The 25593-nt window shown below is 59.3% G+C and carries 30 protein-coding genes; 12 read left to right on the top strand and 18 right to left on the bottom strand.

All coding sequences use genetic code 11. The annotated features are described in order from the left end of the window. Positions 1-80: 80 nt before the first annotated feature. Entirely contained in the window at positions 81-467 is a 387-nt protein-coding gene (locus VGK14_RS13100; protein WP_331509537.1) for a hypothetical protein, read from the bottom strand. Between the two features lie 92 nt (positions 468-559). Then, complete coding sequence (locus VGK14_RS13095; protein WP_331509536.1) at positions 560-826, bottom strand: hypothetical protein; 267 nt, start codon at positions 824-826, stop codon at positions 560-562. A 165-nt stretch (positions 827-991) separates the two neighbouring features. Here VGK14_RS13095 and VGK14_RS13090 point away from each other — a divergent pair, with 165 nt between their 5' ends. The 5 genes from VGK14_RS13090 (at position 992) to VGK14_RS13070 (ending at position 3506) form a co-directional block, all read left to right on the top strand. Beyond that, positions 992-1354 (top strand): helix-turn-helix transcriptional regulator, encoded by a 363-nt coding sequence (locus VGK14_RS13090; RefSeq protein WP_331509535.1) that lies wholly within the window; start codon positions 992-994, stop codon positions 1352-1354. A 140-nt stretch (positions 1355-1494) separates the two neighbouring features. Beyond that, a complete protein-coding gene (locus VGK14_RS13085; protein ID WP_331509534.1) occupies positions 1495-1746 on the top strand; it encodes a type II toxin-antitoxin system Phd/YefM family antitoxin in 252 nt (83 codons plus the stop codon). Further along, the gene (locus tag VGK14_RS13080) at positions 1743-2171 is read left to right on the top strand and encodes a type II toxin-antitoxin system VapC family toxin (protein WP_331509533.1); all 429 of its coding nucleotides are present in this window, start codon (positions 1743-1745) and stop codon (positions 2169-2171) included. Before VGK14_RS13085 ends, VGK14_RS13080 begins: the two co-directional genes overlap by 4 nt. Next, complete coding sequence (locus VGK14_RS13075; protein WP_331509532.1) at positions 2172-2699, top strand: adenine phosphoribosyltransferase; 528 nt, start codon at positions 2172-2174, stop codon at positions 2697-2699. It begins immediately after the preceding gene. Positions 2700-2702: 3 nt separating this feature from the next. Continuing rightward, on the top strand, positions 2703-3506 hold the full coding sequence (locus VGK14_RS13070) for an RMD1 family protein (protein WP_331509531.1): 804 nt from the start codon (positions 2703-2705) through the stop codon (positions 3504-3506). A gap of 17 nt (positions 3507-3523) precedes the next feature. Here the strand turns inward: VGK14_RS13070 and ccsB are convergent, their stop codons facing one another. The 3 genes from ccsB to VGK14_RS13055 all read right to left on the bottom strand — a co-directional run bounded on the left by ccsB (position 3524) and on the right by VGK14_RS13055 (position 7325). Then, positions 3524-4669, bottom strand: a complete 1146-nt coding sequence (gene ccsB / locus VGK14_RS13065) for a c-type cytochrome biogenesis protein CcsB (RefSeq protein WP_331509530.1) — start codon at positions 4667-4669, stop codon at positions 3524-3526. A 1-nt stretch (position 4670) separates the two neighbouring features. Further along, positions 4671-6581, bottom strand: coding sequence for a cytochrome c biogenesis protein ResB (locus VGK14_RS13060; RefSeq protein ID WP_331509538.1), 1911 nt, complete (start codon positions 6579-6581; stop codon positions 4671-4673). Between the two features lie 117 nt (positions 6582-6698). Then, positions 6699-7325 carry a c-type cytochrome gene (locus tag VGK14_RS13055; RefSeq protein ID WP_331509529.1) on the bottom strand — a complete coding sequence of 209 codons (627 nt, stop codon included), beginning with the start codon at positions 7323-7325 and terminating at the stop codon, positions 6699-6701. Between the two features lie 103 nt (positions 7326-7428). Between VGK14_RS13055 and yihA the strand changes: the two genes are divergently transcribed. Then, on the top strand, positions 7429-8058 hold the full coding sequence (gene yihA, locus VGK14_RS13050; RefSeq protein WP_331509528.1) for a ribosome biogenesis GTP-binding protein YihA/YsxC: 630 nt from the start codon (positions 7429-7431) through the stop codon (positions 8056-8058). Here yihA and trmB read toward each other — a convergent pair. Together trmB and VGK14_RS13040 are read right to left on the bottom strand one after the other, a co-directional pair. Continuing rightward, positions 8038-8715 (bottom strand): tRNA (guanosine(46)-N7)-methyltransferase TrmB, encoded by a 678-nt coding sequence (gene trmB, locus VGK14_RS13045; RefSeq protein WP_331509527.1) that lies wholly within the window; start codon positions 8713-8715, stop codon positions 8038-8040. The genes yihA and trmB overlap by 21 nt on opposite strands. Then, positions 8712-9866 carry a class I SAM-dependent methyltransferase gene (locus VGK14_RS13040; protein WP_331509526.1) on the bottom strand — a complete coding sequence of 385 codons (1155 nt, stop codon included), beginning with the start codon at positions 9864-9866 and terminating at the stop codon, positions 8712-8714. The genes trmB and VGK14_RS13040 overlap by 4 nt, the downstream gene beginning before the upstream one ends. Before the next feature lie 45 nt (positions 9867-9911). Here VGK14_RS13040 and VGK14_RS13035 point away from each other — a divergent pair, with 45 nt between their 5' ends. Both VGK14_RS13035 and ttcA read left to right on the top strand, forming a co-directional pair. Beyond that, the gene (locus VGK14_RS13035) at positions 9912-10664 is read left to right on the top strand and encodes a pteridine reductase (RefSeq protein WP_331509525.1); all 753 of its coding nucleotides are present in this window, start codon (positions 9912-9914) and stop codon (positions 10662-10664) included. Between the two features lie 8 nt (positions 10665-10672). Beyond that, positions 10673-11584, top strand: a complete 912-nt coding sequence (gene ttcA / locus VGK14_RS13030; RefSeq protein WP_331509524.1) for a tRNA 2-thiocytidine(32) synthetase TtcA — start codon at positions 10673-10675, stop codon at positions 11582-11584. Positions 11585-11593: 9 nt separating this feature from the next. On the opposite strand, the gene VGK14_RS13025 is transcribed toward ttcA, so the two are convergent. From VGK14_RS13025 to VGK14_RS13015, 3 genes are read right to left on the bottom strand one after another with little or no spacing between them, the layout of a single operon-like run. Then, positions 11594-12445, bottom strand: coding sequence for a M48 family metalloprotease (locus VGK14_RS13025; RefSeq protein WP_331509523.1), 852 nt, complete (start codon positions 12443-12445; stop codon positions 11594-11596). Continuing rightward, positions 12442-12993 carry an SH3 domain-containing protein gene (locus VGK14_RS13020; protein WP_331509522.1) on the bottom strand — a complete coding sequence of 184 codons (552 nt, stop codon included), beginning with the start codon at positions 12991-12993 and terminating at the stop codon, positions 12442-12444. The genes VGK14_RS13025 and VGK14_RS13020 overlap by 4 nt, the downstream gene beginning before the upstream one ends. Next, positions 12990-14837 carry an adenylate/guanylate cyclase domain-containing protein gene (locus VGK14_RS13015; protein ID WP_331509521.1) on the bottom strand — a complete coding sequence of 616 codons (1848 nt, stop codon included), beginning with the start codon at positions 14835-14837 and terminating at the stop codon, positions 12990-12992. Before VGK14_RS13015 ends, VGK14_RS13020 begins: the two co-directional genes overlap by 4 nt. 111 nt (positions 14838-14948) lie before the next feature. On the opposite strand from VGK14_RS13015, the gene topA reads away from it, so the two are divergent. Continuing rightward, entirely contained in the window at positions 14949-17441 is a 2493-nt protein-coding gene (topA, locus tag VGK14_RS13010) for a type I DNA topoisomerase (RefSeq protein ID WP_331509520.1), read from the top strand. Here the strand turns inward: topA and pbpG are convergent. After that, positions 17438-18406, bottom strand: coding sequence for a D-alanyl-D-alanine endopeptidase (pbpG, locus tag VGK14_RS13005; RefSeq protein WP_331509519.1), 969 nt, complete (start codon positions 18404-18406; stop codon positions 17438-17440). The two genes, topA and pbpG, sit on opposite strands and share 4 nt — an antisense overlap. Positions 18407-18742: 336 nt before the next feature. On the opposite strand from pbpG, the gene tpx reads away from it, so the two are divergent. Beyond that, positions 18743-19255, top strand: coding sequence for a thiol peroxidase (gene tpx / locus VGK14_RS13000; protein WP_331509518.1), 513 nt, complete (start codon positions 18743-18745; stop codon positions 19253-19255). Here the strand turns inward: tpx and VGK14_RS12995 are convergent. From VGK14_RS12995 to VGK14_RS12985, 3 genes are read right to left on the bottom strand one after another with little or no spacing between them, the layout of a single operon-like run. Continuing rightward, the gene (locus VGK14_RS12995; protein ID WP_331509517.1) at positions 19240-19668 is read right to left on the bottom strand and encodes a hypothetical protein; all 429 of its coding nucleotides are present in this window, start codon (positions 19666-19668) and stop codon (positions 19240-19242) included. The genes tpx and VGK14_RS12995 overlap by 16 nt on opposite strands. Further along, positions 19665-20093 carry a DNA polymerase III subunit chi gene (locus VGK14_RS12990; protein WP_331509516.1) on the bottom strand — a complete coding sequence of 143 codons (429 nt, stop codon included), beginning with the start codon at positions 20091-20093 and terminating at the stop codon, positions 19665-19667. The genes VGK14_RS12995 and VGK14_RS12990 overlap by 4 nt, the downstream gene beginning before the upstream one ends. Beyond that, positions 20093-21586, bottom strand: coding sequence for a leucyl aminopeptidase (locus VGK14_RS12985; protein WP_331509515.1), 1494 nt, complete (start codon positions 21584-21586; stop codon positions 20093-20095). Before VGK14_RS12985 ends, VGK14_RS12990 begins: the two co-directional genes overlap by 1 nt. Before the next feature lie 77 nt (positions 21587-21663). On the opposite strand from VGK14_RS12985, the gene lptF reads away from it, so the two are divergent. Further along, on the top strand, positions 21664-22749 hold the full coding sequence (lptF, locus tag VGK14_RS12980; RefSeq protein WP_331509514.1) for an LPS export ABC transporter permease LptF: 1086 nt from the start codon (positions 21664-21666) through the stop codon (positions 22747-22749). After that, entirely contained in the window at positions 22746-23816 is a 1071-nt protein-coding gene (gene lptG, locus VGK14_RS12975; RefSeq protein ID WP_331509513.1) for an LPS export ABC transporter permease LptG, read from the top strand. Before lptF ends, lptG begins: the two co-directional genes overlap by 4 nt. Here lptG and VGK14_RS12970 read toward each other — a convergent pair. Genes VGK14_RS12970 through VGK14_RS12955 form a run of 4 tightly spaced genes read right to left on the bottom strand, consistent with a single transcriptional unit; the run spans position 23813 to position 25572 of the window. Continuing rightward, complete coding sequence (locus VGK14_RS12970) at positions 23813-24310, bottom strand: RDD family protein (RefSeq protein WP_331509512.1); 498 nt, start codon at positions 24308-24310, stop codon at positions 23813-23815. The genes lptG and VGK14_RS12970 overlap by 4 nt on opposite strands. Continuing rightward, entirely contained in the window at positions 24222-24650 is a 429-nt protein-coding gene (locus VGK14_RS12965; protein ID WP_331509511.1) for a DUF3106 domain-containing protein, read from the bottom strand. The genes VGK14_RS12970 and VGK14_RS12965 overlap by 89 nt, the downstream gene beginning before the upstream one ends. Next, a complete protein-coding gene (locus VGK14_RS12960; protein ID WP_331509510.1) occupies positions 24623-25012 on the bottom strand; it encodes a DUF3619 family protein in 390 nt (129 codons plus the stop codon). Before VGK14_RS12960 ends, VGK14_RS12965 begins: the two co-directional genes overlap by 28 nt. Next, positions 25009-25572, bottom strand: coding sequence for an RNA polymerase sigma factor (locus VGK14_RS12955; RefSeq protein WP_331509509.1), 564 nt, complete (start codon positions 25570-25572; stop codon positions 25009-25011). The genes VGK14_RS12960 and VGK14_RS12955 overlap by 4 nt, the downstream gene beginning before the upstream one ends. Positions 25573-25593 lie beyond the last annotated feature (21 nt).

Genomic DNA, 25593 nt, shown 5'->3' with positions numbered 1-25593 from the left:
CAAAGGTTCGATGATGTTCCATAATTCGTCGTCCACCAGTGGCTTCGGCATGGCTCCTCCTTCGGCTTTATTCCAGAAGGTTATCGGCCAACCCGCGCCACTGTTGAATCTTGTCTCCTCATTTTGTTAGACGCTCTTAATACAAATGCCCCATTAACTACGGCAGGTACTGTCACCCCCATAACCGTTAGCTGCTTCTCATTTTTAATTTTGGCTAGAGTGAGTTTTCCGGACTCATTTTTTGGATCATATCTGCCGACTTCAACTTCCGCTCCGTTTATACTGATACCGACAACCTCAATCGCACCGACCAAACCGGGCATGATTTTTGGGGATAGTCCTGTCACTTGCAAGCCAGAGTTGCCAAAACGAGTAACCAAATCATCTATGCTACGGTTGTCCTCTTTTGGAAAAAAGGAACAAGCCGTTAGTGAAAGCACAACCAATATTATGTTCAGAAATCTCATTTAAGCTTCCTCTGTCCAGGTAAGAATTAGGTTGAGAAACGACCGCTTTAGCCCAACGCTACGCTTTTTGCACCGCCTACTCGACTGCAATATTAGGTTTTTGGTGCGCCACAGTGAGAAGGGTTGTAAGCATCCAGCATCTTTAGCATTGGCAGGCTCAGTTCGGCAGGTAGCATGAACCAAACTGGATTGCCAAAAGTCTTTGGGTATCCCTTGTCTTCGCCTTCGCCGTCCCATCGCATTGCGAGACGGTGTGAACCATCCTCCCATATGCCCCAAGCGACAGAGAAGCCGTTGAGGCTGTACACAATTTCTTCAGTTTTGAAATTATGTGGATTCACTTCAGATGGACGTGGCATGGTTTCTCCGACGGCAATTTTTTCTGCGGTGAGCCAAATATTGTCACAAACTCGGTACTCATTTTTATTTTATGATTTTAAACGACTATTAACAACATAAAACGTCATTCCACATATTCCGTTGACAGGCAACCATCAAAGTCATGTTTATTAGGCGTGATGACGATGGCAAGAAAAGCACGAACTCAAAGCGCATTAGGGGGCCGGCTCGGCAGGCGTGTTGCAGAGAGGCGCAAGGAGCTTGGCTGGTTACAAGCCGAGCTGGCGGAGAAACTCGGAGTCGAGACGGAAACAATTTCTCGTTTTGAGCGTGGACTGGCTTTGCCTTCTTTGGAACGATTGGATGAGATGGCGCATATTTTGGGTATCTCGATTGCTGAATTGTTATCTTCGGCGACCGGCAACCCAATTGATCAAGCGGTACAAATTGCTCACTGGCTTACACCGCTTTCGGAATCCGAGCGTCTATTTGTCACGGAGCACATACAAAACCTTTGTCGCCAGATAGCCGGGAAACGAACTGGCTAGCTCGCTGGACTTAATAGTCCAGCGCTTACTGCGATTGTTGGACTTTGCTCAGTACCAACCTACGACAACTCATATTTTCGCTTGAAATTTGCCGCGCACATCTATAATCTGTCCAGTCTGGACAGATTAGGAGATTCCCCATGAATCCCTCTTGGCAATTGCAGGAAGCAAAAAACCGTTTCAGCGAAGTCGTGGACGAAGCCTTGATCCATGGCCCGCAGACGGTGACGCGCCATGGCCGCGAGGTGGTGGTGATTCTCTCGATAGAAGAATATCGCCGCATGCAGAAGCCGAAAAACAGCCTGCTTGAAGCGTTGCAGGTTCCTGCGGAATATGCGGTTGAGCTGGATATTACGCGCAGCCGCGAACTGCCGCGGGATATTGATCTGTGAAATTCCTGCTGGATACTTGTGCGATTTCCGAACTGACCAAGCCTGCACCGCATCCGGGCGTCGTCTCGTGGTTTGCGCAACAGGACGAATTGGCGCTATACCTGGCCGCGCCATCCGTGGGCGAACTCAAGCGTGGCGTGGAAAAGCTGGAAGATGGCAAGCGCAAGCGCTTTCTGCGTAACTGGCTGGCGGAAAGCGTGATCGAACGCTTCGGCGCGAGGATACTGCCTGCGGATACCGACATTTTTTTGCGCTGGGGCGAAATGCAGGCGCAACTGGAAAGTCGGGGCAAGCCGATGCCGCCGCTGGACGGCTTGATCGCTGCCACCGCGCTGCATCACCAACTCACTGTTGTTACCCGCAACACGCGCGACATGGAAGCTAGCGGGGCTTCATTGTTCAACCCTTGGGATGTGACGACTTAAATGCCCATCAAATCCCGCATCCGCACCATTCCGCACTATCCTAAGCAGGGTATCCAGTTCCGCGATATCACCACTCTGCTGAAAGACCCGCTCGGTTTTCGCATTGCCATCGACGAGTTGGTGAACCGTTACATAGGACAGAAAATCGACAAGATTGCCGCGATTGAATCGCGCGGTTTTATCATCGGTGCGCCTTTGGCGTACCGGCTGGGCGTGGGGCTGGTGCCGATCCGCAAGCCCGGCAAGCTGCCAGCCGAAACCGTCGGCCACGATTACGAACTGGAATATGGGCGTGACCGCATCGAAATCCATGCGGATGCGATTGCAAAGGGTGAAAAAGTCCTGCTGGTCGATGACCTCATCGCCACCGGCGGTACAGCGGAGGCCGCGGCCAGCCTGATCGAGAAATTGGGCGGCGAGGTTGTAGAGTGCGCCTTTATCGTCGACCTGCCGGATGTGGGCGGACGGGCACGGCTGGAAACCAAAGGCTACAAAGTCCATGCGCTGTGCACATTTGAAGGGGATTGATTCGTGGAGCTGCAGCTCAAAACCCGGCAAGACTTGAAAGCCCGTGCATTGCTGCTGGGCGATCGACTGGATCTAAGGGCGTTCAAAATCGCCGACTGCCTTGCCACTACGCCGCTGACGCTGGAAGTGGATGTCGAGGGCGGTGTAGCCGTGCTGTTCCGCTACGGCGTGGTGGTGCTGTTCGGGGTGAAAAGTCTGGATGAAGTGCGCTTCATTGAAACGCTGAAGCCGTTGATTACCAACCCCTACACCGCCCCGGAGATAGAGGAACTGGAAATCCACTGCGGCAAACCCAGCCTGGGCGTGCAGAGCGGGGCTGTATCACTGGACGAAATTTCTCTGGAAAAGGTACAGGTCATCGCCGATGCCTTGAGCAAGAATCTGGTGCTATCGCTCTACGAGAAAAAAGTCGCAGGCGAATTCGACAAGATCGAGCCGCTGGCGCAGCAACTGGCGACGCACGGCAAGGTGAGCGCGGACTCCAAAACCCTGCTATCCAAAATCGGCCATATGCTGCTGATCGAACACCGCATGGTGGGGCGCGCCGAGATTGGCGACAAGCCGGAAATCCTGTGGGATTTTCCGCATCTCGGCGGACTTTATGCCAGCCTAGAGGACGAATTCGAACTGCAGGAGCGCCAGGCCGCGCTGGACCGCAAGCTGGGCCTTATTTCGGATACCGCGCAAACCCTGGCCGACGTGTGGGACAACAAGCAGCTGCACAAGCTGGAGTGGTATGTCATCGGGCTGATTCTGTTCGAGATCGTCATCAGCCTGTTTGAGCTGTCCGATAAATTTCTACGCTGACCACTCCGCAAACCGCTTCATAGCTGCCCGTAAGAATGCAGCCCCGACAGGAACATGTTGACGCCCAAAAAAGCGAACGTTGTCACCAAGAGCCCGATCAGCGCCCACCAGGCCAGCAGCGGCCCGCGCAAGCCCTTCACCAGCCGCAGGTGCAGCCAGGCGGCATAGTTGAGCCAGACGATCAGCGCCCAGGTTTCCTTGGGGTCCCACGACCAATAGCCGCCCCAGGCTTCCGCCGCCCACATCGCGCCGAGGATGGTGGCGATGGTGAAGAATGCGAAGCCCACCGCGATCACCTTGTACATCAGGTCGTCCAGCACTTCCAGCGCCGGCAGGCGTGAAGCCAGGATGCCGCGCTGCGCCAGCAGGTAGGCGCTGCCCACCATAGCCGCCAGCGAGAACGCGCCGTAGCCGATGAAATTGGCGGGGACGTGGATCTTCATCCAGTAGGATTGCAGCGCCGGCACCAGCGGCTGGATGCCGTTGGCCTGGCGGTCGAAGGTGTACCACAGGATGAAGCCCACGCCCGCATTCACCACCAGCAGCACGAAACCGCCCAGTTGGCGCGTCTGAAAGCGGCTTTCGTAGTAGAGATAGAGCAGCGAAGTGATCAGGCAGAACAGGATGAACACTTCGTACAGGTTGCTGATCGGTATATGGCCGACGTCCGGCGCGATCAGGTAGGACTCGTACCAGCGCACCATGAGGCCGGTGAAACCCATCAGCACGGCACTCCAGGTCAGGCTGCTCGCGACCTTGCCGGTGAATTGCGAGCGTGAAAACAGCGCCGCCCAGTAGGTCAGCATCGCCAGCACGAACAGCACGTTCATCCACATCACCGCGGACTGGCTCGCGAACAGGAACTTGAGGAAAAACGCCTGGTTGGCCCGCGCCAGATCGGCGTGATACTGCGTGACCCCGAACAGGCTCAAGCCTGCGATGCCCACGATCAATGGCCGCACCGGCTTCCAGAACCAGCCCAGCCAGCTGAACCCGGCCACCGCGCCGAACAGGAAGCCCTTCTCGTAGGCATCCATGTAAACACCGTAGCGGTTCAGCGCGAACACGCCGCCCGCCAGCAACAGCAGCGCATAGGCCCAATCCACCCAGGACAGGGTTTTTAAAAAGGGTTGCGGATCGGCGTAAGGTTGCGTCAGTTCCATTTCAATTCTCCATCAGTTGCTGCAGCCGGCCCTTGTAACGCTCGAACTCGGCATCGAAATCACGGCTCTTGCGCGCGCCCGACATCGCGAACAGCAGGCGCTGCGTGTCGGATTTGACCAGCAGCCAGATGCGCCGTTCCCGCACGTAAAACATCGCGAAAATACCCAGCACCAGCAAGACTGAGCCGCTGTAGACCAGGTTCTTGCCGGGCGAGCGGGTGAGCTGGAAGCCGCTGGCCTGGCGGTGCTCGAACGAAGTCAGTTGCAGATAGAACGGCGCGCCGTAGAAAAACGCATCGCTGGCGGAATTGAGGCTGTCGCGGATGAAGGCCAGGGTCGTTGCATTCGCTACCGGCGCCGGTTTGCCGGTGGCCTCGCGGCTCATGGCGTAGGCCTCGAAGGCGATGTTTTCAAGGATTTTGATATAAGTCTGCGCTGCTTTCTCCCGCTCCGCGGCGGGCACCGATTTCTCGATGAATTCGGCGACGCTGTTGAAACCGCCCTGGGCAAACAGGCCGAGCAGCTGCACCACGCTATCCTCGAACCTGCCGCGCATGGCCACATTGATGGCAGAACCCTGCAACATCCGGCCCGATAAGCGTTGGGCGATGGCCGGGGCCTGCGCCTTGTCCGACATCAGAGCACGCCAGCCCATGTAAGCCTCGATCGAGCCGTCCTCATCCAGCGGCAAGCGCAGGTAGCGGAAATTTTCACGCTGCGTGGCGCGCATGCCGGAAACCAGATAAGAACGGCCTTCCAGCTGCATTGGCTGCATGTAATTAAGGTATTCGTGCGCCTGGCCCTGCGCATCGCGCAGCTTGAAGGTCACGCTGGGGCCGACGTTGCGCGGCTTGCCCTTGCCGTCCGGGCTGAGATCCAGCACATTGAAGAGGCGGAAGTCGTCCAGTTCCAGCGTCAGCTGCGTTTGGTTCAGGGATACGGTTCCGTTGATCCTGCCGTCCACCTTGAACGGCTTGGCCTGCCCGCCCGCCAGCGGCCAGGCGTCGAATGACAGGCTGGACCCGCCGTCCTGGAAATCCGACTGGTAGATGGCGATGCCCTTGTAAACAAGCGGGTGGTTGACGCTGATGGTGGCGTTGAACGGCTCCTTGCGCGCGGGGTCGAGAATCACCACATCGCTTTCGAACGACTTGGGCTGGCCGGTGGGGTAGTGCTCAATGCGAAATTTCTTCAGCGCGATGGCGAACGGCAGTTCCTGCACCAGGTAGCCGTCGCGCATGCGCAGAAACGCCACGTCGCCGCGCGAGCCTTCCGGGACCGTCATATTGCCGCGGAACGACAGGTTGGAAACGGACAGGCGGCTTTGCGGCGGCACGGCACTGGCGGCGATATCGCGCGTTTCCACTTTTTTCCAACCCAGCATCTCCTGCATCTTGAACGGCAGGTTGCCGTCGATCAGCCCGCCGATGCAGATCACGACGATCGCGACGTGGGTCAGGGTGTAGCCCAGCCGCTGGTAAGCGCCCGCCTTGGCGGCAATCAGCACCTCGCCGCTCTGCTCGATGGTGCGGAACCGGAAGCCATTGGCGACCAGGAAGCCTTGCAGCCGCCGCAGGCCCTCGTCCTTGGGCAGTGCCATGCGGTATTCCGCCTGATGAGAAAACAGGCGCAACGAAGACTCGGTGACGTGTTCGCGCCAGGCGCGGATTTCGCGCAGCATCAGCGGCGTGTTGCGGTACACGCACAGGCTGGTGGACAGCACCAGGAAGGCCAGAATGGCGATAAACCAGCCGCTGTGATACACGTCAAACAGCCCGATGCGTTCGAAAGCGGTGAACCAGAACTGGCCGAACTGGATGATGTAATTGGTATACGGCTCGTTCTGCTTGAGCACGGTGCCGATGATAGCCGCGATGCCCAGTGTCGTCAGCAGCGTGACCGCAAAGCGCATCGAGCTGAATAAATCGTATAACTCGCGGGGAAAGCTGTGGGTATGGTTTTTCAAAATTCAGAAGCAAACAGGGGTGGCCTGCGCCACCCCTGCATCATCAGATAAAGTCAGTGAAGTCTAGTGCAGACCCTGAATATAGTCGGCCACCGCGGCGATATCCTGGTCGGACATCTTGGCGGCGATCATGCGCATCATCTTGGCCGGATCATTGGCGCGTTCACCGGCGCGGAACGCCTTGAGCTGGGCGATCACATAGTCGGAATGCTGGCCGGCAAGGCGCGGAAATTGCGCTGGGATGCCGGCGCCGGTCGGGCCGTGGCAGGCCGCACAGGCAGCCACACCGTTGCCGGGAACGCCGCCCTTGTAAATCTTTTCACCTGCCGAGCCGGGGCCGTTTTCCTTGGCGTTGCCGGGCTTGGCAACCTGCGCACCGAAATATTCACCCACCTTGATTACATCATCGGCCGAAAGAATGGCCGCCATACCGCTCATCACCGGATTCTTGCGATCCCCCGACTTGAAGTTGTTGAGCTGCTTGGCGAGATACTCGGGATGCTGTCCCGCCAGGCGCGGATTGGTGGTGACGATGCTGTTGCCGTCGGCATTGTGGCAGGCTGCGCACACGGTCGTGACTATGGTCTTGACGTCGGTCTTGGGGGCTTCGGCCTTGGGCGCCTCGGCCGCGGATACCATGCCCGCGCCCAGCAAACCGGCGACGATGAGCGCAAATGCGGGGAACTTCATATACATGCTCCTCAGTGAAATTTCAGAAATTGGCGCAATTTTATCTTATTAGCGCAAGCCCTGCATGGTACTATTTTTGCCAGAATAGTTATTTTACCAAGCTATGCCACTTTTTCAGAATGCCGCGTATTTCGCCTCCGCCCACTATCTGCATGAACTGCCGCCCGAAGACGGCTGCGTGGAAGTCGCTTTTGCCGGCCGCTCCAATGCCGGGAAATCCAGTGCGATCAACACCCTGGCCAACCACAACCGGCTGGCCTACGTCAGCAAGCAGCCCGGACGCACCCAGCTCATCAATTTCTTTACGCTGGGCAGTGGCGCCTATCTGGTGGATTTGCCGGGTTACGGCTACGCCAAGGTGCCCGAAGCGATGCGCAAGCACTGGCAGCATGTGCTGTCCAGCTACCTCGCCACCCGCCCCAGCCTGCGCGGCCTGGTGCTGGTGATGGATTCGCGCCATCCGCTGACGCCGCTGGATCGCCAGATGCTCGACTGGTTCTGCCCTACGGCCAAGCCGGTGCATGTGCTGCTCACCAAGTCCGACAAGCTGTCGCGCAGCGAAGCGATGAAAACCCTGGCCGAGGTACGCAAAGAACTGCAGACCGGCTGGGGCAACTGCACCGTGCAGCTGTTCTCCAGCCTGAAAAAACAGGGCGTGGAAGAAGCCGAGAAGGTAATAGCGCCCTGGTTGTCCGAAGGGCCAGGAACAGGATCAGTTGCGCCGGAACATTAAATCCCAGACTCCGTGACCGAGGTTTAGCCCGCGCCGCTCGAACTTGGTTTCAGGCCGGTATTCCGGCTTGGGCGCGTAATCTTGCGCGGTGTTCACCAGCAGCGGCTCGCCGCGCAGCACCTCCAGCATCCACTCGGCATACTCCTGCCAGTCCGTCGCCAGATGCAGATAGCCGCCGGGCTTGAGCCGGGAAGCCAGCAGGCTCACCAGCGGCGGCTGGATCAAGCGGCGTTTGTGATGGCGCTTCTTCGGCCACGGATCGGGAAAGTAGATATGAATACCGTCCAGCGTGCCCGGCGCAACCATATGATTGAGCACCTCGACCGCATCGTGCTGGATGATCCTGACATTGCCGACGACGTTGGCATCGAGCAGGTGCATCAGCGCGCCCACGCCGGGAGTGTGCACTTCCACGCCCAGGTAATCGTTTTCAGGATGCGCCGCCGCGATGCGCGCAGTGGCGCCACCCATACCGAAACCGATTTCCAGAATCTTGGGGGCGGCACGGCCGAAAACGGCTTGCAGATCCAGCACGGCAGCGTCATAAGCAATGCAATAGCGCGGTTGCAGTTGTTGATGCGCGCGCTGCTGCGCTTCCGAAATGCGGCCCTGGCGCAGCACGAAACTGCGGATGGGGCGTCTTTGAAGTTCGTTCATAAGGTATGCCTCTTGTCGCCACGCACAAAGCCCAGCAGCGCATGGTTGTATTCTTTGCCGAACGCGATCGCCTTGAACAACTCGCCCATTTCGGCCGGCGAGAGCAGTTTCTGCGCCTGAGCCGCGAGCGGCAGATAAGCGGCAGCGTCACGCGGCGACACTTCGGCGAGAAAATCGGTGATACCGCAATTGATCAGGAACTGGGTCTGGCTGGCGTAGCCCAGCAATGCGGTTCCGTTGGCCACCGCGGCCTCGGCGGCAGCGGTAAAATCGACGTGGGCGGTAATATCCTGCAGGCCGGGATAGAGCAAAGGGTCGTCATGCGCCTGATGGCGGTAATGGCACATCAGCGTGCCCTGCGCACGCTGCGGATGGTAATACTCGCGGCGCGGAAAGCCGTAGTCCAGCATCAGCACCACGCCGCGCTCCAGCATTCGACTTAAGCTGGCGATCAGACCGCCGGCAGCCAAGCCGACCTCGCTGACATGCCCCGGCGGCAATGCCAGTTCGCGCGCAACACCGAACAAGGGACCCGCCGTCAACGGTCTGTCCTGCCATGTAAAACGTCCGTCCCGCACCGCCACACCACGCTCGCAGAGCCCGGATTCCTGCCATGCCACCAGCGATATCGGCAACGCATCCAGCACCTCGTTACCCACGACCAGCCCGGAAAAACTGTCCGGCATCGCGTCCAGCCACACCACTTTCTGCGCCACATGCCCAGAAAGGCTGGAATTTATTCTTTTTTTCTGCGTATCGCGCAGATATGCGCTCACCTCCAGAATCAGGTAGCGCTCCGGCAGGCATCCCTGCCGATCCAGTTCGGCGAGCATATCGACCGCCAGCTTGCCGCTGCCGGCGCCGAGCTCCAGCACGTCCCCGCCGGTAACCTCCAGCACTTGCCTGGCCTGGCGCGCCAGGCAGCGGCCGAACAGGCCGGATATTTCCGGCGCGGTGACAAAATCTCCGGCCACGCCGAATTTTTCCAGGCCGGCGCTGTAATAGCCGAGCCCGGGCGCATACAGCGCCAGCTCCATGTAGCGGTCGAAGGGGAGCCAGCCGCCGGCCGCTTCGATTTCGCTGCGGATCACGGCGTCAAGGGCAGCGCTATGGGCAAGCGCGTCGGGGGATGGTTGAGGTAGGGCGGACATAGCTTATGCTACATTATAGCCTATCCGTTTTTCTGGAATCCCGCTTTGGACACCCCTCTGCAAGACAAAGTCGTGCTCATCACCGGCGGCGCCAAGCGCGTCGGGGCGGCCATTTGCCGCATGCTGCACGCCGGCGGCGCGAGACTGATGATCCATTACCGCACTTCGACAGGCGAGGCGCGGGCGCTGCAGTCCGAGCTCAACCTGCGGCGCCCGCAATCCGCCGCGATCATTCAGGGCGATCTGCTCAACGTCGCCATACTGTCCAGCCTGGTACAAGAGACGATAGCCCATTTCGGCAGGCTGGACGTGCTGATCAACAACGCCTCCAGCTACTACCCCACCGAGTTGGGCGAGATCGGCGAGGCCGAATGGGAAGACCTGATGGGTTCCAACCTCAAGGCTCCGCTGCTGCTGTCGCAGGCCGCCGCCGTGGAATTGCGCAAACAGCATGGCTGCATCGTCAACATTACCGACATGCACGTGGAGCGGCCGAAGAAAGGCTACGTGGTTTACAGCATCGCCAAAGCCGGCCTGGTGGCGCTGACCAAATCGCTGGCACTGGAACTCGCCCCCGACGTGCGGGTCAATGCTGTCGCGCCCGGACCGGTGCTGTGGCCGGAAGACAATCCGCAGTTCGACGAAGTCTATCGTCAGAGAGTGGTGTCGCAGACGCTGCTCAAACGGCTGGGAGAACCGGAAGACGTCGCGCGCGCGGTACGCTTCCTGACCCGGGATGCGCCCTTCGTCACCGGCCAGGTTCTCGCCGTCGATGGCGGCCGTTCGCTTAGTCTGTAATTTGAATTATGTCTACACCCGTTACCCATTCCAACAATTTCCTGCGCCTGCAGAAACGCCTGCAAAGCGCGGTCGGCAGAGCCATTGCCGACTTCAACATGATCGAGGGCGGCGACACCGTGCTCGCTTGCCTCAGCGGCGGCAAGGATTCGTATACGCTGCTGACGATACTGCTCGCGCTGCAAAAACGCGCGCCTGTCGATTTCCGTATCATCGCGATAAACCTCGACCAGAAGCAGCCCGGCTTTCCCGCCGACGTGCTGCCGCGCTATCTGGAATCGCTGGGCATCGAATATCGCATCGTTGAGGCGGACACCTACTCCATCGTCAAGGAAAAAATACCGGAAGGCAAAACCACCTGCTCGCTGTGTTCGCGGCTGCGGCGCGGCGTGATCTACCGCAGCGCCAAGGAACTGGGGGCGAACAAGATCGCGCTCGGTCACCATCGCGACGACATCGTCGAAACGCTGTTCCTCAACATGTTCTTCGGCGGACAAATGAAAGCGATGCCGCCGAAACTGGCGACCGACAACGGCCGGCATGTGGTGATCCGCCCGCTGGCCTATTGCGCGGAAAAAGACATTGCGGCCTACGCGCGGCAAATGGCGTACCCCATCATTCCCTGCGATCTGTGCGGTTCCCAGGAGAATCTGCAGCGCCGGAAGGTAAAAGACATGCTGCAAGCCTGGGAACGCGAATATCCCGGTCGCAGCGAAAAGATTTTCCGGGCGCTGGCCAACGTCACCCCGTCGCATCTTGCCGACACCGGGCTGTACGATTTCGCCTCGCTTTCCGCCTCCGCACCCGACGATGAAGATCCGCTATTCGATACGGAGCGACACGAAGCCGGCGCGGCCCTCAACCTGGCGCACGCGAACGGCACGCACATCACCTTTGTTCGCCACCCGGACGGAGAATAGGCGAATACTCTACCGCACGCGGCGGATGTAATCGCCGACCGTTTTCTCGAACCGCTCCGCCATCTGCGGCTGCGCGGCATAGCGCTCGAGCTTGCCGGTCATCGCGGCATCCAGCAATTGCAGGCGTTGCGCCGGTGCGGGATGGGTCTTGAACATCAGCGCCAGGCTGCTGTCCTGCGCGTTCATCGCTTCCAGCGTCTGCAATACCGCCGGCAGGCCATACGGATCGTAACCGGCACGCGCGGCGAGCACCACGCCGATGCGGTCGGCTTCGAACTCGTCGTTCTTGTCCAGACCGCGCACATACAGTTCGGTGCCGGCGCTTATGGCTTTCTGCGCCAGATCTCCGCGCTGGGCATTGTCCGCCGCCAGGCTGACGAGGTCGGCCAAAATGCCGGTCTGCGCATTCTTCTGGATCGCCTGCAAGTGATGGCGCTTGAGCACATGGCCGATTTCATGCGCCAGCACTCCCGCCAGTTCCGCTTCGCTGCGCATGCGCAGCAGCAGGCCGCGCGTGACGAACACATAGCCGCCCGGCGCGGCGAACGCATTGATGCTGTCGCTGTCCAGCACGCCGAAGCGCCAGGGCAGGTCGGCACGCTCGGTTTGCAGCGCGAGCCACAAGCCGAGCCGGTTGACATAGGCTTGCAGCTTTTCATCCTGCACCAGCGGAACCGCGCCCAGCAGGTTGGCGGCAACGCCGCTGCCAATCTCGGCCTCGCCCCTGTCGTCCACCGGCTTCAGATCCTTGGTCTTGCCGATCACGTCCACCAGCTTATTAATGTTAAGCTCGAATGCCGCGGCGTTCAGCGCCCAGCCCAGCAGCATGCCCAGCACTCCAGCCAACAGGCGCCTGCTCATTTCCGTCCCCCTCCCGATGCAGCATTACCGCTTCCAGCATCGGCAATATAGTCAATGGTCTGGCGCCGCAACGCGGCCTTGCCGGCAAAAGCTTCGGCATCTTTTTTGGCGGCGGCGAAGCTATCCAGCTTTTTCACCGCCTCCGGTGCCGGCTTGGCGTTTTTCAGGTCTTCCGGGCTGAGGCCGCGCACGCCGGTAGCGACGGTGACGCCGGTGCTGCCGGAGCGCCCGCTGCGCGCCACGTTCCACAAGGTGCCCAAGCCGCTGTCGCCCTTGGCATCGGCACTGCCGCCCAGCTTGACGCCGGTCATCTTGAGCCAGCCGCTATCGCCGCCGGCGGATTTGACCTGCATCCAGCCGCCCTGGCGCTTGACGATTTCCACCGCGCTGCCGGCCGGCAGCGTCGCCACGGTGCCCGCGTCGATGAAGGGTTCGCTCTTGAGCTCGGTACCGGCCAGGGTCTGCGCCGTTTCGCCCGCGCCAGCCATGCCGCTGAACCAGCACAGCGCCGCGGCTATCACCGCGATTTTCAAATGCCCTGCGTTCATGTTCTTTTCCTGGGTTCGAATAAATGTACCGGCTGCGCCCTGCCCTTGACCTGGTAGCTGCCGCAATCGACGAATTCGAACGGACAGCCGGCGTCCAGTTGGCATAAACGCCGGGTTTCCTCGGAAACCAGAATGCGCGCGATGCCTTTGGTCTGCCCTTCGATGCGGCTCGCCAGGTTCACGGTATCGCCGATCGCGGTGTAATCCTGGCGACTGGTGGCGCCGATAAAACCCACCACCGCCGGCCCGCTATGGATGCCAATGCCGATTTCCAGCTCCTGCCCCAATGCGCCCGCGCTTTTACGGAAAGCCTCCAGCCGTTCGCTCATCGCCAGCGCCGCATGCACCGCCCGCAGCGCGTGATCCGGCTGCTCGGCGGGCGCGCCCCAAAATGCCATGATAGCATCGCCGATATATTTATCCAGCGTGCCCTCCTGCTCGAAAATCACTTCCGCTTGCTGCGTGAAATAGCGGTTCAACAGATCGACCACGACTTCCGGCGGATTGGCTTCGGACAATGTCGTGAAACCGCGGATATCGGAAAACAATACGCTGATTTCGCGGCTTTGCCCGCTCAGTGAAGCGGTTGTTTCACCGCGCCCCACCAGCAACTCGACCACGCGCGGATCGAGAAACCGGCCGAAGGTGCTCACCGCCTGCATGCGGCTGCGCCGCTCCGCCAGGTACTCCCGCAGCGCCAGCGCGGCATACTGCGCCCAAGCGAAGGCCAGCGGGGAAAGCACCGGCACCAGCCAGCGCAGCCCCACCGCAACATAACTGCCGGCCAGCAGCAGCCCGGTGCCGCCGAACAGACCCAGCCCGATGAACAGCGGATGGCGGTAGCGCGCGAACAACAGCGTCACCATCGCCGCCAGCAACACGGCCAGGGATGGCGCCCAGACGCCTGGCGCCTGGCGCATCGGATTTCCGCGCTTGAGGTTGTCGATGGCCGTCGCCAGGATTTCCACGCCGGGGTAAAAGCCATCCACCGGCGTCGCGCGGATATCGTGCAGCCCGGTCGCGGTGGCGCCGATGATGACGATCTTGCCGCGGAACTCGTCCGTGGGCCGCAACGGCTGCTTGCGCTGCATGTCCTGATAGACATCCCAATAAGAAACGTAGCGGAAGGCAAGGGCAGGACCCCGCCAGTGCAGCGCAATCACGTCCTCCGCCGGCAACGCATAGCCCAACCCCTGCGCCACGCGCGCGGGCAGCGCGGGGATGCGCCAACCCTGCGCGTCCATGCTCAGGTAGAACCGGCGCACCACCTTGTCGTCGTCGGCCAGCGCGTTGTGTATGCCCAGCCGCCCGGTTTCAAGCATCGCCGGCAGCGGCAATACCATCGCCACGCGGGCATCCGGCTTGGCGGCAGGGCCGGGCGTGATGCCCAGCTGCGGGCCGAACTGCGCCAGCGACAGGCCGGCGGCAGGGTCGCCGTCTTCCAGGCGCAGCATAGGGAAATAAGTATTGTCGGTAGCGCGGATGGTTTGGGCGAAATAGTCGTCCGCTTCTTTGCGCGCCAGGTCAGGATCGCTGAACAGCACGTCGAACACGATCGCGCGCGGATGCTGTTTTTCCAGGCCTTCGACAAGCTCGGCATGCACCGAGCGCGGCCATGGCCAGCGCCCCAGCGAATCGGAAAAATTTGCCAGGCTGCGTTCGTCGATATTGACGATGACGATATCGGGATCTGCGTCCGGCACTCGGGCCTGCCACCGCACGAAAGTATCCAGCAGGCGGTTTTCCAGCGGCTGCAACAGATGCAGCCAGCCGAATTCCAGCGCCATTGCCGCCAACAATACGGCCATGCCGAGCAGCAGCCTGCGGGATAGGATGTTTTGCATTTACCGCATCATAAACCACCTTTTTTATGTGTAGCGATACTCCCGCCCTCTTGCCCTCACGGAAGCTTTGCTCTTATTATCTGCCGCTTCGCCATCCATTTTGCCCAATCCATGTCCAAGTTGCTGATCGTCGAGTCGCCATCCAAGGCCAAGACACTGAACAAGTATCTTGGCAAGGACTATCAGGTGCTGGCCTCCTACGGTCACGTGCGCGACCTGATTCCGAAGAACGGTGCGGTCGACACCGAGCACGGCTATGCGATGAAATACGAGGTGATCGACCGCAACGCCAAGCATGTCGATGCGATCGCCAAGGCCGTCAAGCAATCCGACGAAATCCTGCTGGCGACCGACCCGGATCGCGAAGGCGAAGCCATCGCCTGGCATATCGCGGAAATCCTCAAGTCGAAGAAACTGCTCAAGGACAAGCCCATCCGCCGCGTGGTATTCCACGAAATCACCAAATCCGCGGTGCAGCACGCGGTGGACAACCCGCGCGAGATCGCGATGCCGCTGGTCAATGCACAGCAGGCACGGCGCGCGCTGGACTATCTGGTGGGGTTCAACCTGTCGCCGCTGCTGTGGAAGAAAATCCGCCGCGGGCTCTCCGCCGGGCGCGTGCAAAGCCCGGCGCTGCGGCTCATCGTCGAGCGCGAACTGGAAATCGAGGCTTTCGTCAGTCGCGAATACTGGACGATACATCTCAATGCCCGCAAGCAGCGCCAACTGGTGGACGCCAGACTGGTGCAATACCAGGGCAAGAAACTGGAGCAGTTCGACATCGCCAGCGCCGCACAGGAACAGGAAGTGGTCGGCAAGCTGCTGGCCGCCAGCGCCGGCAAGGCCTTGGTGACACGGGTCGAGAAGAAGCAGAAGCAGCGCAGCCCGGCCGCCCCGTTCACCACTTCCACCCTGCAACAGGAAGCGGTGCGCAAATTGGGCTTTACCACGTCGCGCGCGATGCGCATTGCCCAGCAGCTGTATGAAGGCGTGGATATCGGCAGCGGCACCGTGGGCCTGATCACCTATATGCGTACCGATTCGTTCAGCCTGGCGGCGGAAGCGGTGATGCAGATTCGCGACCACATCAAGCGCAATTTCGAGCCGGAATACCTGCCGAAATCGCCGATCATGTACAAGACCAAGTCCAAGAGCGCACAGGAAGCGCACGAAGCGATCCGCCCCACCGACATCGGCCGCACGCCGGCCAGCCTGCGCGCGCACCTGACGCCGGAACAGTTCAAGCTCTACGACATGATCTGGAAACGTGCACTGGCCTGCCAGATGGCGCCTGCCAGATTCGACGCAGTGAGCGTCGACATCACCGTCGGCGGCGACGCCAATGTTTTCCGCGCCACCGGCCAGACGCTGGTTTTTCCCGGCTTTATCGCCGTCTATACCGAAGGCGCCGACGACACCGAAGAGGAGGGCGAAAGCAAGCTGCCGGTGCTGGAAGTCGGCGAAACATTGGATATCGACAAGATTTTCGGCGAGCAGCATTTCACCGAGCCGCCGCCGCGCTACACCGAAGCCAGCCTGGTGAAGGTGCTGGAAGAATACGGCATCGGCCGTCCTTCCACCTATGCCAGCATCATCTCGACGCTACAGGACCGCGAGTACGTGCTGCTGGACAAAAAGCGCTTCACGCCGACTGACGTCGGCCGCGTAGTCAATAAATTTCTCACCGAGCATTTCACCAAATACGTCGACTACGGCTTTACCGCCGAACTGGAGAACGAACTGGACGAGATCGCCGAAGGCGGACGCGAATGGATTCCGGTGCTGGACGATTTCTGGCAAGGACTCAAAGGGCAGATCGAAAGCAAGGGCGAGGTGGAGCGTCCGGGCACCGAAATACTGGATGAAGCCTGCCCCAAGTGCGGCAAGCCGCTCAACAAACGCCTGGGCAAGCGCGGCAGCTTCATCGGCTGCACCGGCTACCCGGAATGCGACTACACCCGCAACATGGATGGCAACGGCGGCGAAGAGAATACCCCGGTCGTGCTCGGCCTGGACCCGGATTCCGGCAAGGAAGTACGCCTGCTGGTCGGCCCTTACGGCCCGTATGTGCAACTGGGCGAGGCGGAAGGCAAGGCCAAGCCCAAGCGCATGAGCGTTCCGCCCGAGTTCAAGGCGACAGGCGTGGATTTGAACGCCGCGCTGCAATTGCTGGCCTTGCCGCGCGAGGTTGGCCACCACCCGGATACCGGCAAGAAGATCGTCGCCAATATCGGCCGCTTCGGCCCGTACCTGAACCACGACGGCAACTTCAAGTCCATTCCCAAAACCGACAGCGTGTTCGCCATCGACCTGCCGCGCGCACTGGAAGTGCTGGCAATGGCCAAGGGCAAGAATGCGCTACGCGTGCTGGGCAACCATCCGCAAGACGGCGGGGAAGTGGCGATCTACGACGGCCGCTACGGCGCTTATGTACAGCATGGGAAAGTCCGGGCTACGCTGGGCAAGACCGAAAGCGTGGACGCGCTGGAGTTGGACCGCGCGCTGGAACTGCTCGCAGCCAAGGCCGAGAAGGACAGCAAGGGAACAGGTAAAGGTAAAAAACCCGCCGCTCGCAAATCGGCGGCGAAGAAGAAGGCCGCTTAGCCGACCGACCCGGCAGCGCGCCGGCTGCCGAGAGTGCTGCTTTCCATCCACTTGCGGATGCGCTGCGCATCGCCGATTCGCGTATATTTACCCCACGAATCCAGCAGCACGATAATCAGCGGCTGATCGGCAATCTGGGCCTGCATCACCAGGCAGCGTCCCGCTTCATTGATGTAACCGGTTTTGGACAGTCCGATATCCCAGCTGCCGTTACGCACCAGGATATTGGTGTTGCGGAACTCTACCGGACGGCGGTAGCCGTTCACGTTCACATCGTACTCAGGCGTAGTCGTGATGCTGCGGATCTCCGGATACTGGTAAGCAGCCTTGACCATTTTCACAAGGTCTTCCGCAGTGGAGACATTTTCGCTGTTCAAGCCGGTCGGATCGACGAACCGGGTACGCGTCATGCCCAGTTCGACCGCTTTGGCATTCATCGCCGAAACAAAAGCCGCCATGCCTTGGGGGGTGGTCCTGGCCAACGCCGATGCCGCGCGATTTTCGGAAGACATCAGCGCCAACTGCAGCATGTCGCGACGCGACAACTGCGTGCCTACACGCAGCCGCGAACCGGTGCCTTTCAGTGTATCCACATCGCCGTCGCCAACGGCGACGACCTCATCCATAGGTAAATGCTGGTCCAGTAGCACCATCGCCGTCATCAGCTTGGTCACCGAAGCGATCGGCGTCGATACACCGGTACTTTTGGCATACAGCGTTTCGCCGGTATTCTGATTGACAATCAGCGCCTTGGAAGAAGCAAGACGCAACTCGCCGCCGGGGGTTACGAATACGGACTCATCGCCGCTGTTGGGATGGAACGCGACGGCGCGCGCACGATAAGCACCGTCGGAACGCAGGGTACTGATAATGCGCTTGGGATTGGCGGTTTTTTTCTTGTGCAGCGTTTTTTTAGCGGCAGCGGGACGATCGGAATTACGGACAGCCTCTGCGGGCAATGGCATTAACGATAATGCAAGCAGGCCGCAAAACAGTAATCGAAAATGCCGCATTGGAAGCCTCCCCAGATGAATCGGCTCATCATAGCCAAAACAAATTGGCTTGTCATCATAAAAATCAGGCAGCTATCGCTACTTACTCATGTTTATCGTTAAATTCCCTATGGACTTTAATTTCATGCATATTGTGCAATCCGGGAAACCGCCTCACGCTCGACATATTGATCCTACAAGGAAAGCAGGGAGTATTAAGTTGAGTGCGCTCTATTCGCGGCTTGCAAGGCAAGTCGCAGAAAGGCATACTTCAACTCGACTTTTCGTTCAATCAAAGGAGGTTAAACCGTGACTACCGTAACCCTCAAAGGCGAACCATTGAATGTGGGGGGCACGTTCCCTAAAGTCGGAGATATTGCCCGCAGCTTCATGCTGGTGGACAAGGACCTCAATGACGTATCCCTCAGCCAATTCGCGGGGTTACGCAAGATCCTCAATATCGTCCCCAGCCTGGACACGCCGGTATGCGCCACCTCCGCCCGCAAGTTCAACGAAATCGCCAGCCTGCTGCCGAATACGGTGTTGATCGTGATCTCGGCGGACCTGCCGTTCGCGCAGGGGCGGTTTTGCGCCGTGGAAAACCTGCAGAACGTCGTCACGCTTTCCACCATGCGCGGGAGGGACTTTAACAAGGATTACGGCGTGATGATTACCGATTATCCGCTGGCCGGCTTATGTGCCCGCGCGGTCATCGTGCTGGATGAAAACGACAAAGTCCTGTATGCGGAGCTGGTGTCGGAAATTACCAACGAGCCGAATTACGAGGCTGCGCTCACCGCTGCGCGCTATATCTCGGTCTGATCTTCCTGCGCCAGGGCCTGCTGCAGGCGCTGGCGCAATAACGCCTCCATCTGCGGACACAACTCCGCAATGGCCTGATCCAGCGCTTTATTCAGCGCCGGCCGCACTGTTTGTGCCAGCGCATTTTCCAGCACCTCCGTCATGACGGGCAGAGCCGCGTCCATCGCCTGCTCCAGCTTTTCTTCCGCAGACAGCTCCGGCAACGCGGCATCCTCGGATGCCGGCTCATGCGGCACAGCCTCTTCCAGCTCCGGCCGATATACTTCGGTCAACACCGGGATCGAAGCTTCCGATACGGCCGGAGGCGGGGGCGGCGGATCGGATTCCGGTTGTCCGCGTCGCACCAGCGCATCCAGCCTTTCCAGCACCTCCTCGAAGCGATCGTCGTCGCGCTCCGGCAGAACATTGGTCATAGACTCTTTCCCGTCATGTCGTGGCGATGGATTTCATACCCGCGATCACGATAAAACTTGTACCTGAGCCGCGCCGCAGTCCTGTCTTCCTCATCCAGCCCAACCACTTCTATCAGTCGCCGGAAGCGGCTGAAAAAAGCCGGATGCGACTCGCACAGGTTGAGCAGAATATCGTCGTGGACCATTACCGAACTGTCGTGGTCCACGATCAGCGGCGTTTCCGCCGCCAGCGGATGCCGGCTGCGGCAATGCGGCAGAAAGCCGGTCTGCTGACAGGTCCACAACAGGGTTTCCACCTCCTCGGTCGCCCTGGGGTCGGAGGTCAGCAAGAACATCCGCGTGCATTGCTCCAGCGACTTTGCGCCCAGTCTGGCGGCGAGGCGGTACTTATCGCTGGTGTTGAAGTAGAAATCGATCTGCGTCATTAATGGCAACTGGCACGCTTCAGCAGAAAATGCGTCAGCAAAGGCACCGGACGGCCGGTCGCGCCCTTGTCCTTGCCGGACCTCCAGGCGGTGCCGGCGATATCGAGATGCGCCCAGTCGAACTTCTTGGCAAACCGGGACAGAAAACATGCCGCGGTAATGCTGCCTGCCGGCCTGCCGCCGATATTGGCCACGTCGGCAAAATTGGTCTTGAGCTGCTCGTGATACTCATCCCACAGCGGCATCGGCCAGGCGCGGTCGAAGGCCTCATCGCCGGCATTGGCCAGCTCCTTCACCAATCCGTCTTCGTTGCCGAACAGCCCCGTGGCATGATGGCCCAGCGCGATGACGCAAGCACCGGTAAGCGTGGCGACATCCACGACGGTTTCCGGCTCGAAACGTTCGGCATAGGTCATCGCATCGCACAGGATCAGCCGGCCCTCGGCATCGGTATTGAGCACCTCTATGGTCTGACCCGACATGCTGGTGACGATATCGCCCGGCTTGTTGGCATCGCCGTCCGGCAAGTTTTCGCAAGTCGGGATCACGACCACCAGATTGACCGGCAGGCCGAGCTCGGCGACCGCTTTCAGGGCGCCCAGCACGCTCGCGGCGCCGCACATGTCATACTTCATCTCGTCCATTTCGCCGGCCGGTTTTAGCGAAATGCCGCCCGCGTCGAAAGTGATGCCCTTGCCGATCAGCACCACCGGTTTTTGGCTGGCCTTACCCTTGCGGTACTGCAAAACGATGAGCTTGGGTGGCTGCCGGCTGCCCCGCGCCACGGAAAGCAAGGAACCCATGCCGAGCTTTTCCATGTCGGCACGCTCCAGCACTTCAAGCTGCAAACCGTAGCTCCGCGCCAGTTCGCCCGCCTGCTCGGCAAGATAAGCGGGAGTGCATATGTTGCCGGGCAGATTGCCCAGGTCCTTCGCCAGACGCGCACCACCGGCAATCGCCAGGCCACGCTTGAGCGCCATGTCGACGCGCTTCAAGTCGTTGCGCTGCGGCACATTGATAACCAGGCGGGACAGTCCGCGATATTCCTCCGGCTTTTTGCAGGCGGGATGCGCGAAACGATAAACCGAGCCCGAGGTCACCTCCACCATCTGCTCGACACGCCAGCCCAGATCGCGGCGCCGGACCGACAGTTCGGCCAGGAAACTCGCCGCATCGCCGGCCCCGGTTCCATCCAGAGCCTGGATCGAAGCCTGCACCGCCTGCCGGTAGGCGCGCTCCTGGAATTCACGCTCCTTGCCGCAGCCCACCAACAGTACGCGCTCGCAAAGCGTGCCGGGCACATTGTGCACCAGCAACGTGGAACCCAACTTGCCATCCATGTCGCCACGACGCAGTATCGCGGACAGATAACCGTCTGCGGCACGATCAATGGCGGCGGCGGCATCGGACAATTTGCGATGTTCAAATACGCCGACAATGACGCAGGCATTGCGCTGCTTTTCCGGATTACCGTTTTTTATGCTAAATTCCATCGTAAATAAGCCTTTGTAAGATTCATGGACATTTTTCCAGATTATCCACCGTTTTTCCCGACAACGTCAAAACCCCGATGATTTTTAAACGTTCCCTGCTGCAAGAACTGTTTGTTACCGCATTGAGCAGTTTTCTGGTACTGCTCGGAATCATGGTGGCGCAAAGAATCACCTATTATCTAGGGCTCGCCGCGCGCGGCGGCGTGGCCAGCGACGCCATCGCTGCACTGCTGGGTTTCAGCATGCTCCGCTTCCTGCCGCTGCTGCTGGCGCTGACCTTATTCATTGCAGTGCTGATGACGCTGTCACGCTGGCATCGCGACAGCGAAATGGTGATATGGTTCACCTCGGGCCAGGGCGTTTATGCGCTGATCCGGCCATTGCTCACTTTCGCGTTGCCCGTGATCGCGATTATCGCCCTGTTGAGCCTGTTTGTCGTGCCATGGGCGACCCAAAAAGGCAACGACTTCCGCGAGCAGATGGAACGCCGGGACGAGCTTTCGACATTGGTGCCGGGGGTATTCAAGGAATCGAAAAATGCCGAGCGCGTATACTTCGTGGAAAGTTTTTCTTTGTTGCAGAATAAAATCAATAATATCTTCGCGCAATCCATACAGCATCAAAAACTGGGGATTATTGTCGCCAAGGAAGGTTCGCACGACACCGACAAGAATGGCGACACGTTTTTGACATTGATCAATGGCCGGAGGTATGAGGGCACGCCCAATACCCCCGAATACGGGATCATGGAGTTCGAGCGCTATATGTTGAGAATTGAGCCGGCGGAAGCCAAACAGGAACCGCCTTCGCCAAAATCCAAATCCAGCCCGGAGCTGTTCCAGGAGCATACGCCGGACAACAATGCCGAATTGCAATGGCGGCTATCGATGCCGATTTCCGCTTTTTTACTGGTGTTGCTCGCGATTCCGTTATCCTTTGTCGACCCGCGTGCCGGGCGCTCGGCCAACCTGATTCTGGCCTTGCTGGTTTACATTATTTACAACAACGTGTTGTCGATTCTCCAATCCTGGGTAGTCCGCGGCAAGCTCACACCGCTGGTCGGCCTATGGCCCGCCCATATTGCGGTATTGCTGCTGTTCGTCTACCTGTTCTATAGGCGACTGTTTTTATTGCCGCTATTGCCGCGGTGGCTGTTGCGATGAGAATCATCAACCGTTATTTGGCGCAGGAAATTCTCAGCAGCACCTTGCTGGTTACGCTTGGGCTGCTGGCGATGTTCTCTTTCTTCGACTTGATCCAGGAACTCGATAGCCTGGGGCATGGCAATTACCATCTGGGCATGGTGCTGTTTTTCGTGCTGCTGTCCGCCCCCGGCCATATTTATGAAGTAACGCCGGTCGCGGTACTGCTCGGCGCATTGTATTCACTGGCACAGTTTGCGCGGCATTCCGAGCTGGTCGTAATGCGCGTCAGCGGCGTGTCCCGAGCCAACATCGGGCTGGCGCTGCTGCGTATCGGCGCCATATTTGCCGTCCTCACGTTCCTGATCGGCGAACTGGTAACGCCGATTACCGAAAAAACCGCGCAGAAAATGCGTCTGCAGGCCAAGAACGACGTGGTGGCACAGGAATTCCGCTCCGGCTTGTGGGTCAAGGACGGAACCAGCTTCGTCAATATCGAAGAAGTATTGCCGGACGCCAGTTTGCACGACATCCACATTTACGAGTTCGACCCCGATTTTCGCTTGCGCGTCGTCAACAATGCCAAAAGCGGATTTTACGAAAAGGAGCGCTGGAATCTGCGCGACGTCACGCAAACCAGTTTTGCGGAAAAGAAAATCCGGATCGCACATTACGATCAGGCTTACTGGCAATCGGTCATAAAACCCGAATTGCTGAACGTACTGCTGGTAGTGCCGGAAAAAATGGCCGCGTGGAATCTGTATTTCTACATCAAGCACCTGAGCGACAACCATCAAAAAACCACGCGCCAGCAAATCGCCCTATGGTCAAAACTGGTCTATCCGATCGCCTGCCTGGTGATGGTGATACTTGCGCTGCCATTCGGCTTTCTGCAACAACGCACCGGTGGCATAGGGGCGAAAATATTCGCCGGCATCATGATAGGCATCAGTTACCAGGTATTCAATCGTCTGTTCGTGCACCTCGGCTTATTGAACGACTGGGCGCCGATCGTGAGCGCCACGCTGCCCACCTTGCTGTTTCTGATGGGAGGGATGGCAATGCTGGTATGGATGGAGAAGCGCTAGACCAGCACCAGGCGCGTGCCGGCCAGGCGATCATGCAAAAAGCACTGCTCGCGATCGAACAATGCCCACCACCAGCCGGCACCGAATAAAGCCAGTCCCGTAAAGGCCAGCAGGAAGCGCATTGACGCGACCTTAATGCCGACTTCTGCACCCCCGGCAGTCAACAGACGAATACGCCAGGTCCGCATCGCGAGCGTCTGGCCTCCATGCGTCCAGAACCAGACAAAATACGCGGCCATAACGGCCAACAGATAACCCTGGAATGCATAACGGCGCGGCGCATCTACCGCGCTGCCAAACAGAAAAATAAAAATGAAGGCAGCGACGAAAAGGACGGCGAGCAGCAGCAGCCCGTCATAGGCGCCGGCCGCAATTCGCCGCAGGATACTGGGAAACCTCAACGGATCAGTTGCCGAGATCGTCTTCAGGTGCCGGCGTAGGCGGAGAATTGCGCAACTTTTGCCGTTCCGCGTCGGAAAGATCGTGATACTCACGCCATTTGCGGCGCAACTCTTCCTGCTTGTCCGGCGGCAATGCTCGGAACTGCTGATATTGCTTGCGCGCCCCTTCGCGTTCGTAAGGGGTCATGCGGCTCCAGTCCGTCAGCCGCTTTTGTACCCGCTGTTGCTGATCCTTGGACATTCTTGGGTAATCGCGGGCGATGTCCAGCATTTTTTCACGCTGCCACGGCCGCAAGGCATCCCACTCCGTGCTGAGGGGCGCCAGTACCTGGCGCTGCTCATCGCTTAGCTGCGTCCATTTGGGCTCGCTCTCGGCGTGCGCGAATATAGCCGCACAAAGCAGAATCACAGCTGCGACGAATGTTCTAACCATGCAACAAACTCCTTATCGGCATATGCTTCGGGTGGCAATTCGGATGCCAGCAACAGCGCATCGGTATCGATGGGCTCGTGGCCGTTGGTCGTTAATGTCGAGCTTACGGCCGCAGCCAGCGCCACGAGCAGCAACAGTACCGGTAGCCAGAACCGGTAGCCTCCCAGATGGGAAAATTCCACAACATGATGCCATCCTGCCAGGATCGGCCGCAATGTCGCGGCATGGACAGGTTGAGCCATAGCCGCAACCGCCTGCTGACGTGCCGCGGCAAGGTGCGCCGCAGTTGCGGCATCGATGGATTGCGTGCCGCTCTCGAGCACGCTTACGATTTTTTGGGCAAATTCCGTTTCGTTTATCATAATTCCACTCCCTCCGTCCGCAAGGTTGAGGCAAGTGCATGCACGGCGCGCGAACAATGGGTTTTTACGCTCCCCTCGGAGCAGCCCATTGCCGCCGCCGTTTCAGCGACATTCATATCATGCCAGTAACGCAGCAGAAAGGCTTCCCGTTGACGCGCCGGCAGCTTTTGCAACGCGTGCTCGATAATGGTTAGCGTTTGTGAACGCCCGACTTGGACTTCCGGATCGTTGCTGTCGCCGGCATCACCCGCGAGCGTTTCCAGCGGGTCGTGCTCATCCTCTCCATCATTACCGCCGGAGAACGACGACAGCAGCGTCGTCCACAGATTGCGTACTTTCTGCCGCCGAAAATAATCGCGGATCGCATTCTGCAAGATGCGCTGGAACAGCATCGGCAATTCATTGGCCGGCTGCGCCCCGTATTTTTCCGCCAGTCGCATCATCGCATCCTGCACAATGTCCAGCGCCGCATGATTATCCCGAACCGCATAGGCGGCCTGCTTGTAGGCACGCCGCTCTGCTTGCGCGAGAAAATCCGACAGTTCCTTGGGAGTTGCCATATCGGCCCAATCATAACAGCA

This window comes from Novimethylophilus sp., assembly GCF_036504375.1.
GTDB lineage: Bacteria > Pseudomonadota > Gammaproteobacteria > Burkholderiales > Methylophilaceae > Novimethylophilus.
This window is presented reverse-complemented; position numbering and strand designations above follow the sequence as displayed.

Bases quoted from the DNA above. Each gene is read 5' to 3' on its own strand.
- VGK14_RS13100 (WP_331509537.1), bottom strand. From the start codon at position 467: ATGAGATTTCTGAACATAATATTGGTTGTGCTTTCACTAACGGCTTGT.
- VGK14_RS13095 (WP_331509536.1), bottom strand. From the start codon at position 826: ATGCCACGTCCATCTGAAGTGAATCCACATAATTTCAAAACTGAAGAA.
- VGK14_RS13090 (WP_331509535.1), top strand. From the start codon at position 992: ATGGCAAGAAAAGCACGAACTCAAAGCGCATTAGGGGGCCGGCTCGGC.
- VGK14_RS13085 (WP_331509534.1), top strand. From the start codon at position 1,495: ATGAATCCCTCTTGGCAATTGCAGGAAGCAAAAAACCGTTTCAGCGAA.
- VGK14_RS13075 (WP_331509532.1), top strand. From the start codon at position 2,172: ATGCCCATCAAATCCCGCATCCGCACCATTCCGCACTATCCTAAGCAG.
- ccsB (WP_331509530.1), bottom strand. From the start codon at position 4,669: ATGGAACTGACGCAACCTTACGCCGATCCGCAACCCTTTTTAAAAACC.
- VGK14_RS13060 (WP_331509538.1), bottom strand. From the start codon at position 6,581: ATGCGCTTTGCGGTCACGCTGCTGACGACACTGGGCATCGCGGCTATC.
- VGK14_RS13055 (WP_331509529.1), bottom strand. From the start codon at position 7,325: ATGAAGTTCCCCGCATTTGCGCTCATCGTCGCCGGTTTGCTGGGCGCG.
- yihA (WP_331509528.1), top strand. From the start codon at position 7,429: ATGCCACTTTTTCAGAATGCCGCGTATTTCGCCTCCGCCCACTATCTG.
- trmB (WP_331509527.1), bottom strand. From the start codon at position 8,715: ATGAACGAACTTCAAAGACGCCCCATCCGCAGTTTCGTGCTGCGCCAG.
- VGK14_RS13040 (WP_331509526.1), bottom strand. From the start codon at position 9,866: ATGTCCGCCCTACCTCAACCATCCCCCGACGCGCTTGCCCATAGCGCT.
- ttcA (WP_331509524.1), top strand. From the start codon at position 10,673: ATGTCTACACCCGTTACCCATTCCAACAATTTCCTGCGCCTGCAGAAA.
- VGK14_RS13025 (WP_331509523.1), bottom strand. From the start codon at position 12,445: ATGAGCAGGCGCCTGTTGGCTGGAGTGCTGGGCATGCTGCTGGGCTGG.
- VGK14_RS13020 (WP_331509522.1), bottom strand. From the start codon at position 12,993: ATGAACGCAGGGCATTTGAAAATCGCGGTGATAGCCGCGGCGCTGTGC.
- VGK14_RS13015 (WP_331509521.1), bottom strand. From the start codon at position 14,837: ATGCAAAACATCCTATCCCGCAGGCTGCTGCTCGGCATGGCCGTATTG.
- topA (WP_331509520.1), top strand. From the start codon at position 14,949: ATGTCCAAGTTGCTGATCGTCGAGTCGCCATCCAAGGCCAAGACACTG.
- pbpG (WP_331509519.1), bottom strand. From the start codon at position 18,406: ATGCCATTGCCCGCAGAGGCTGTCCGTAATTCCGATCGTCCCGCTGCC.
- VGK14_RS12995 (WP_331509517.1), bottom strand. From the start codon at position 19,668: ATGACCAATGTTCTGCCGGAGCGCGACGACGATCGCTTCGAGGAGGTG.
- VGK14_RS12990 (WP_331509516.1), bottom strand. From the start codon at position 20,093: ATGACGCAGATCGATTTCTACTTCAACACCAGCGATAAGTACCGCCTC.
- VGK14_RS12985 (WP_331509515.1), bottom strand. From the start codon at position 21,586: ATGGAATTTAGCATAAAAAACGGTAATCCGGAAAAGCAGCGCAATGCC.
- lptF (WP_331509514.1), top strand. From the start codon at position 21,664: ATGATTTTTAAACGTTCCCTGCTGCAAGAACTGTTTGTTACCGCATTG.
- lptG (WP_331509513.1), top strand. From the start codon at position 22,746: ATGAGAATCATCAACCGTTATTTGGCGCAGGAAATTCTCAGCAGCACC.
- VGK14_RS12965 (WP_331509511.1), bottom strand. From the start codon at position 24,650: ATGGTTAGAACATTCGTCGCAGCTGTGATTCTGCTTTGTGCGGCTATA.
- VGK14_RS12960 (WP_331509510.1), bottom strand. From the start codon at position 25,012: ATGATAAACGAAACGGAATTTGCCCAAAAAATCGTAAGCGTGCTCGAG.
- VGK14_RS12955 (WP_331509509.1), bottom strand. From the start codon at position 25,572: ATGGCAACTCCCAAGGAACTGTCGGATTTTCTCGCGCAAGCAGAGCGG.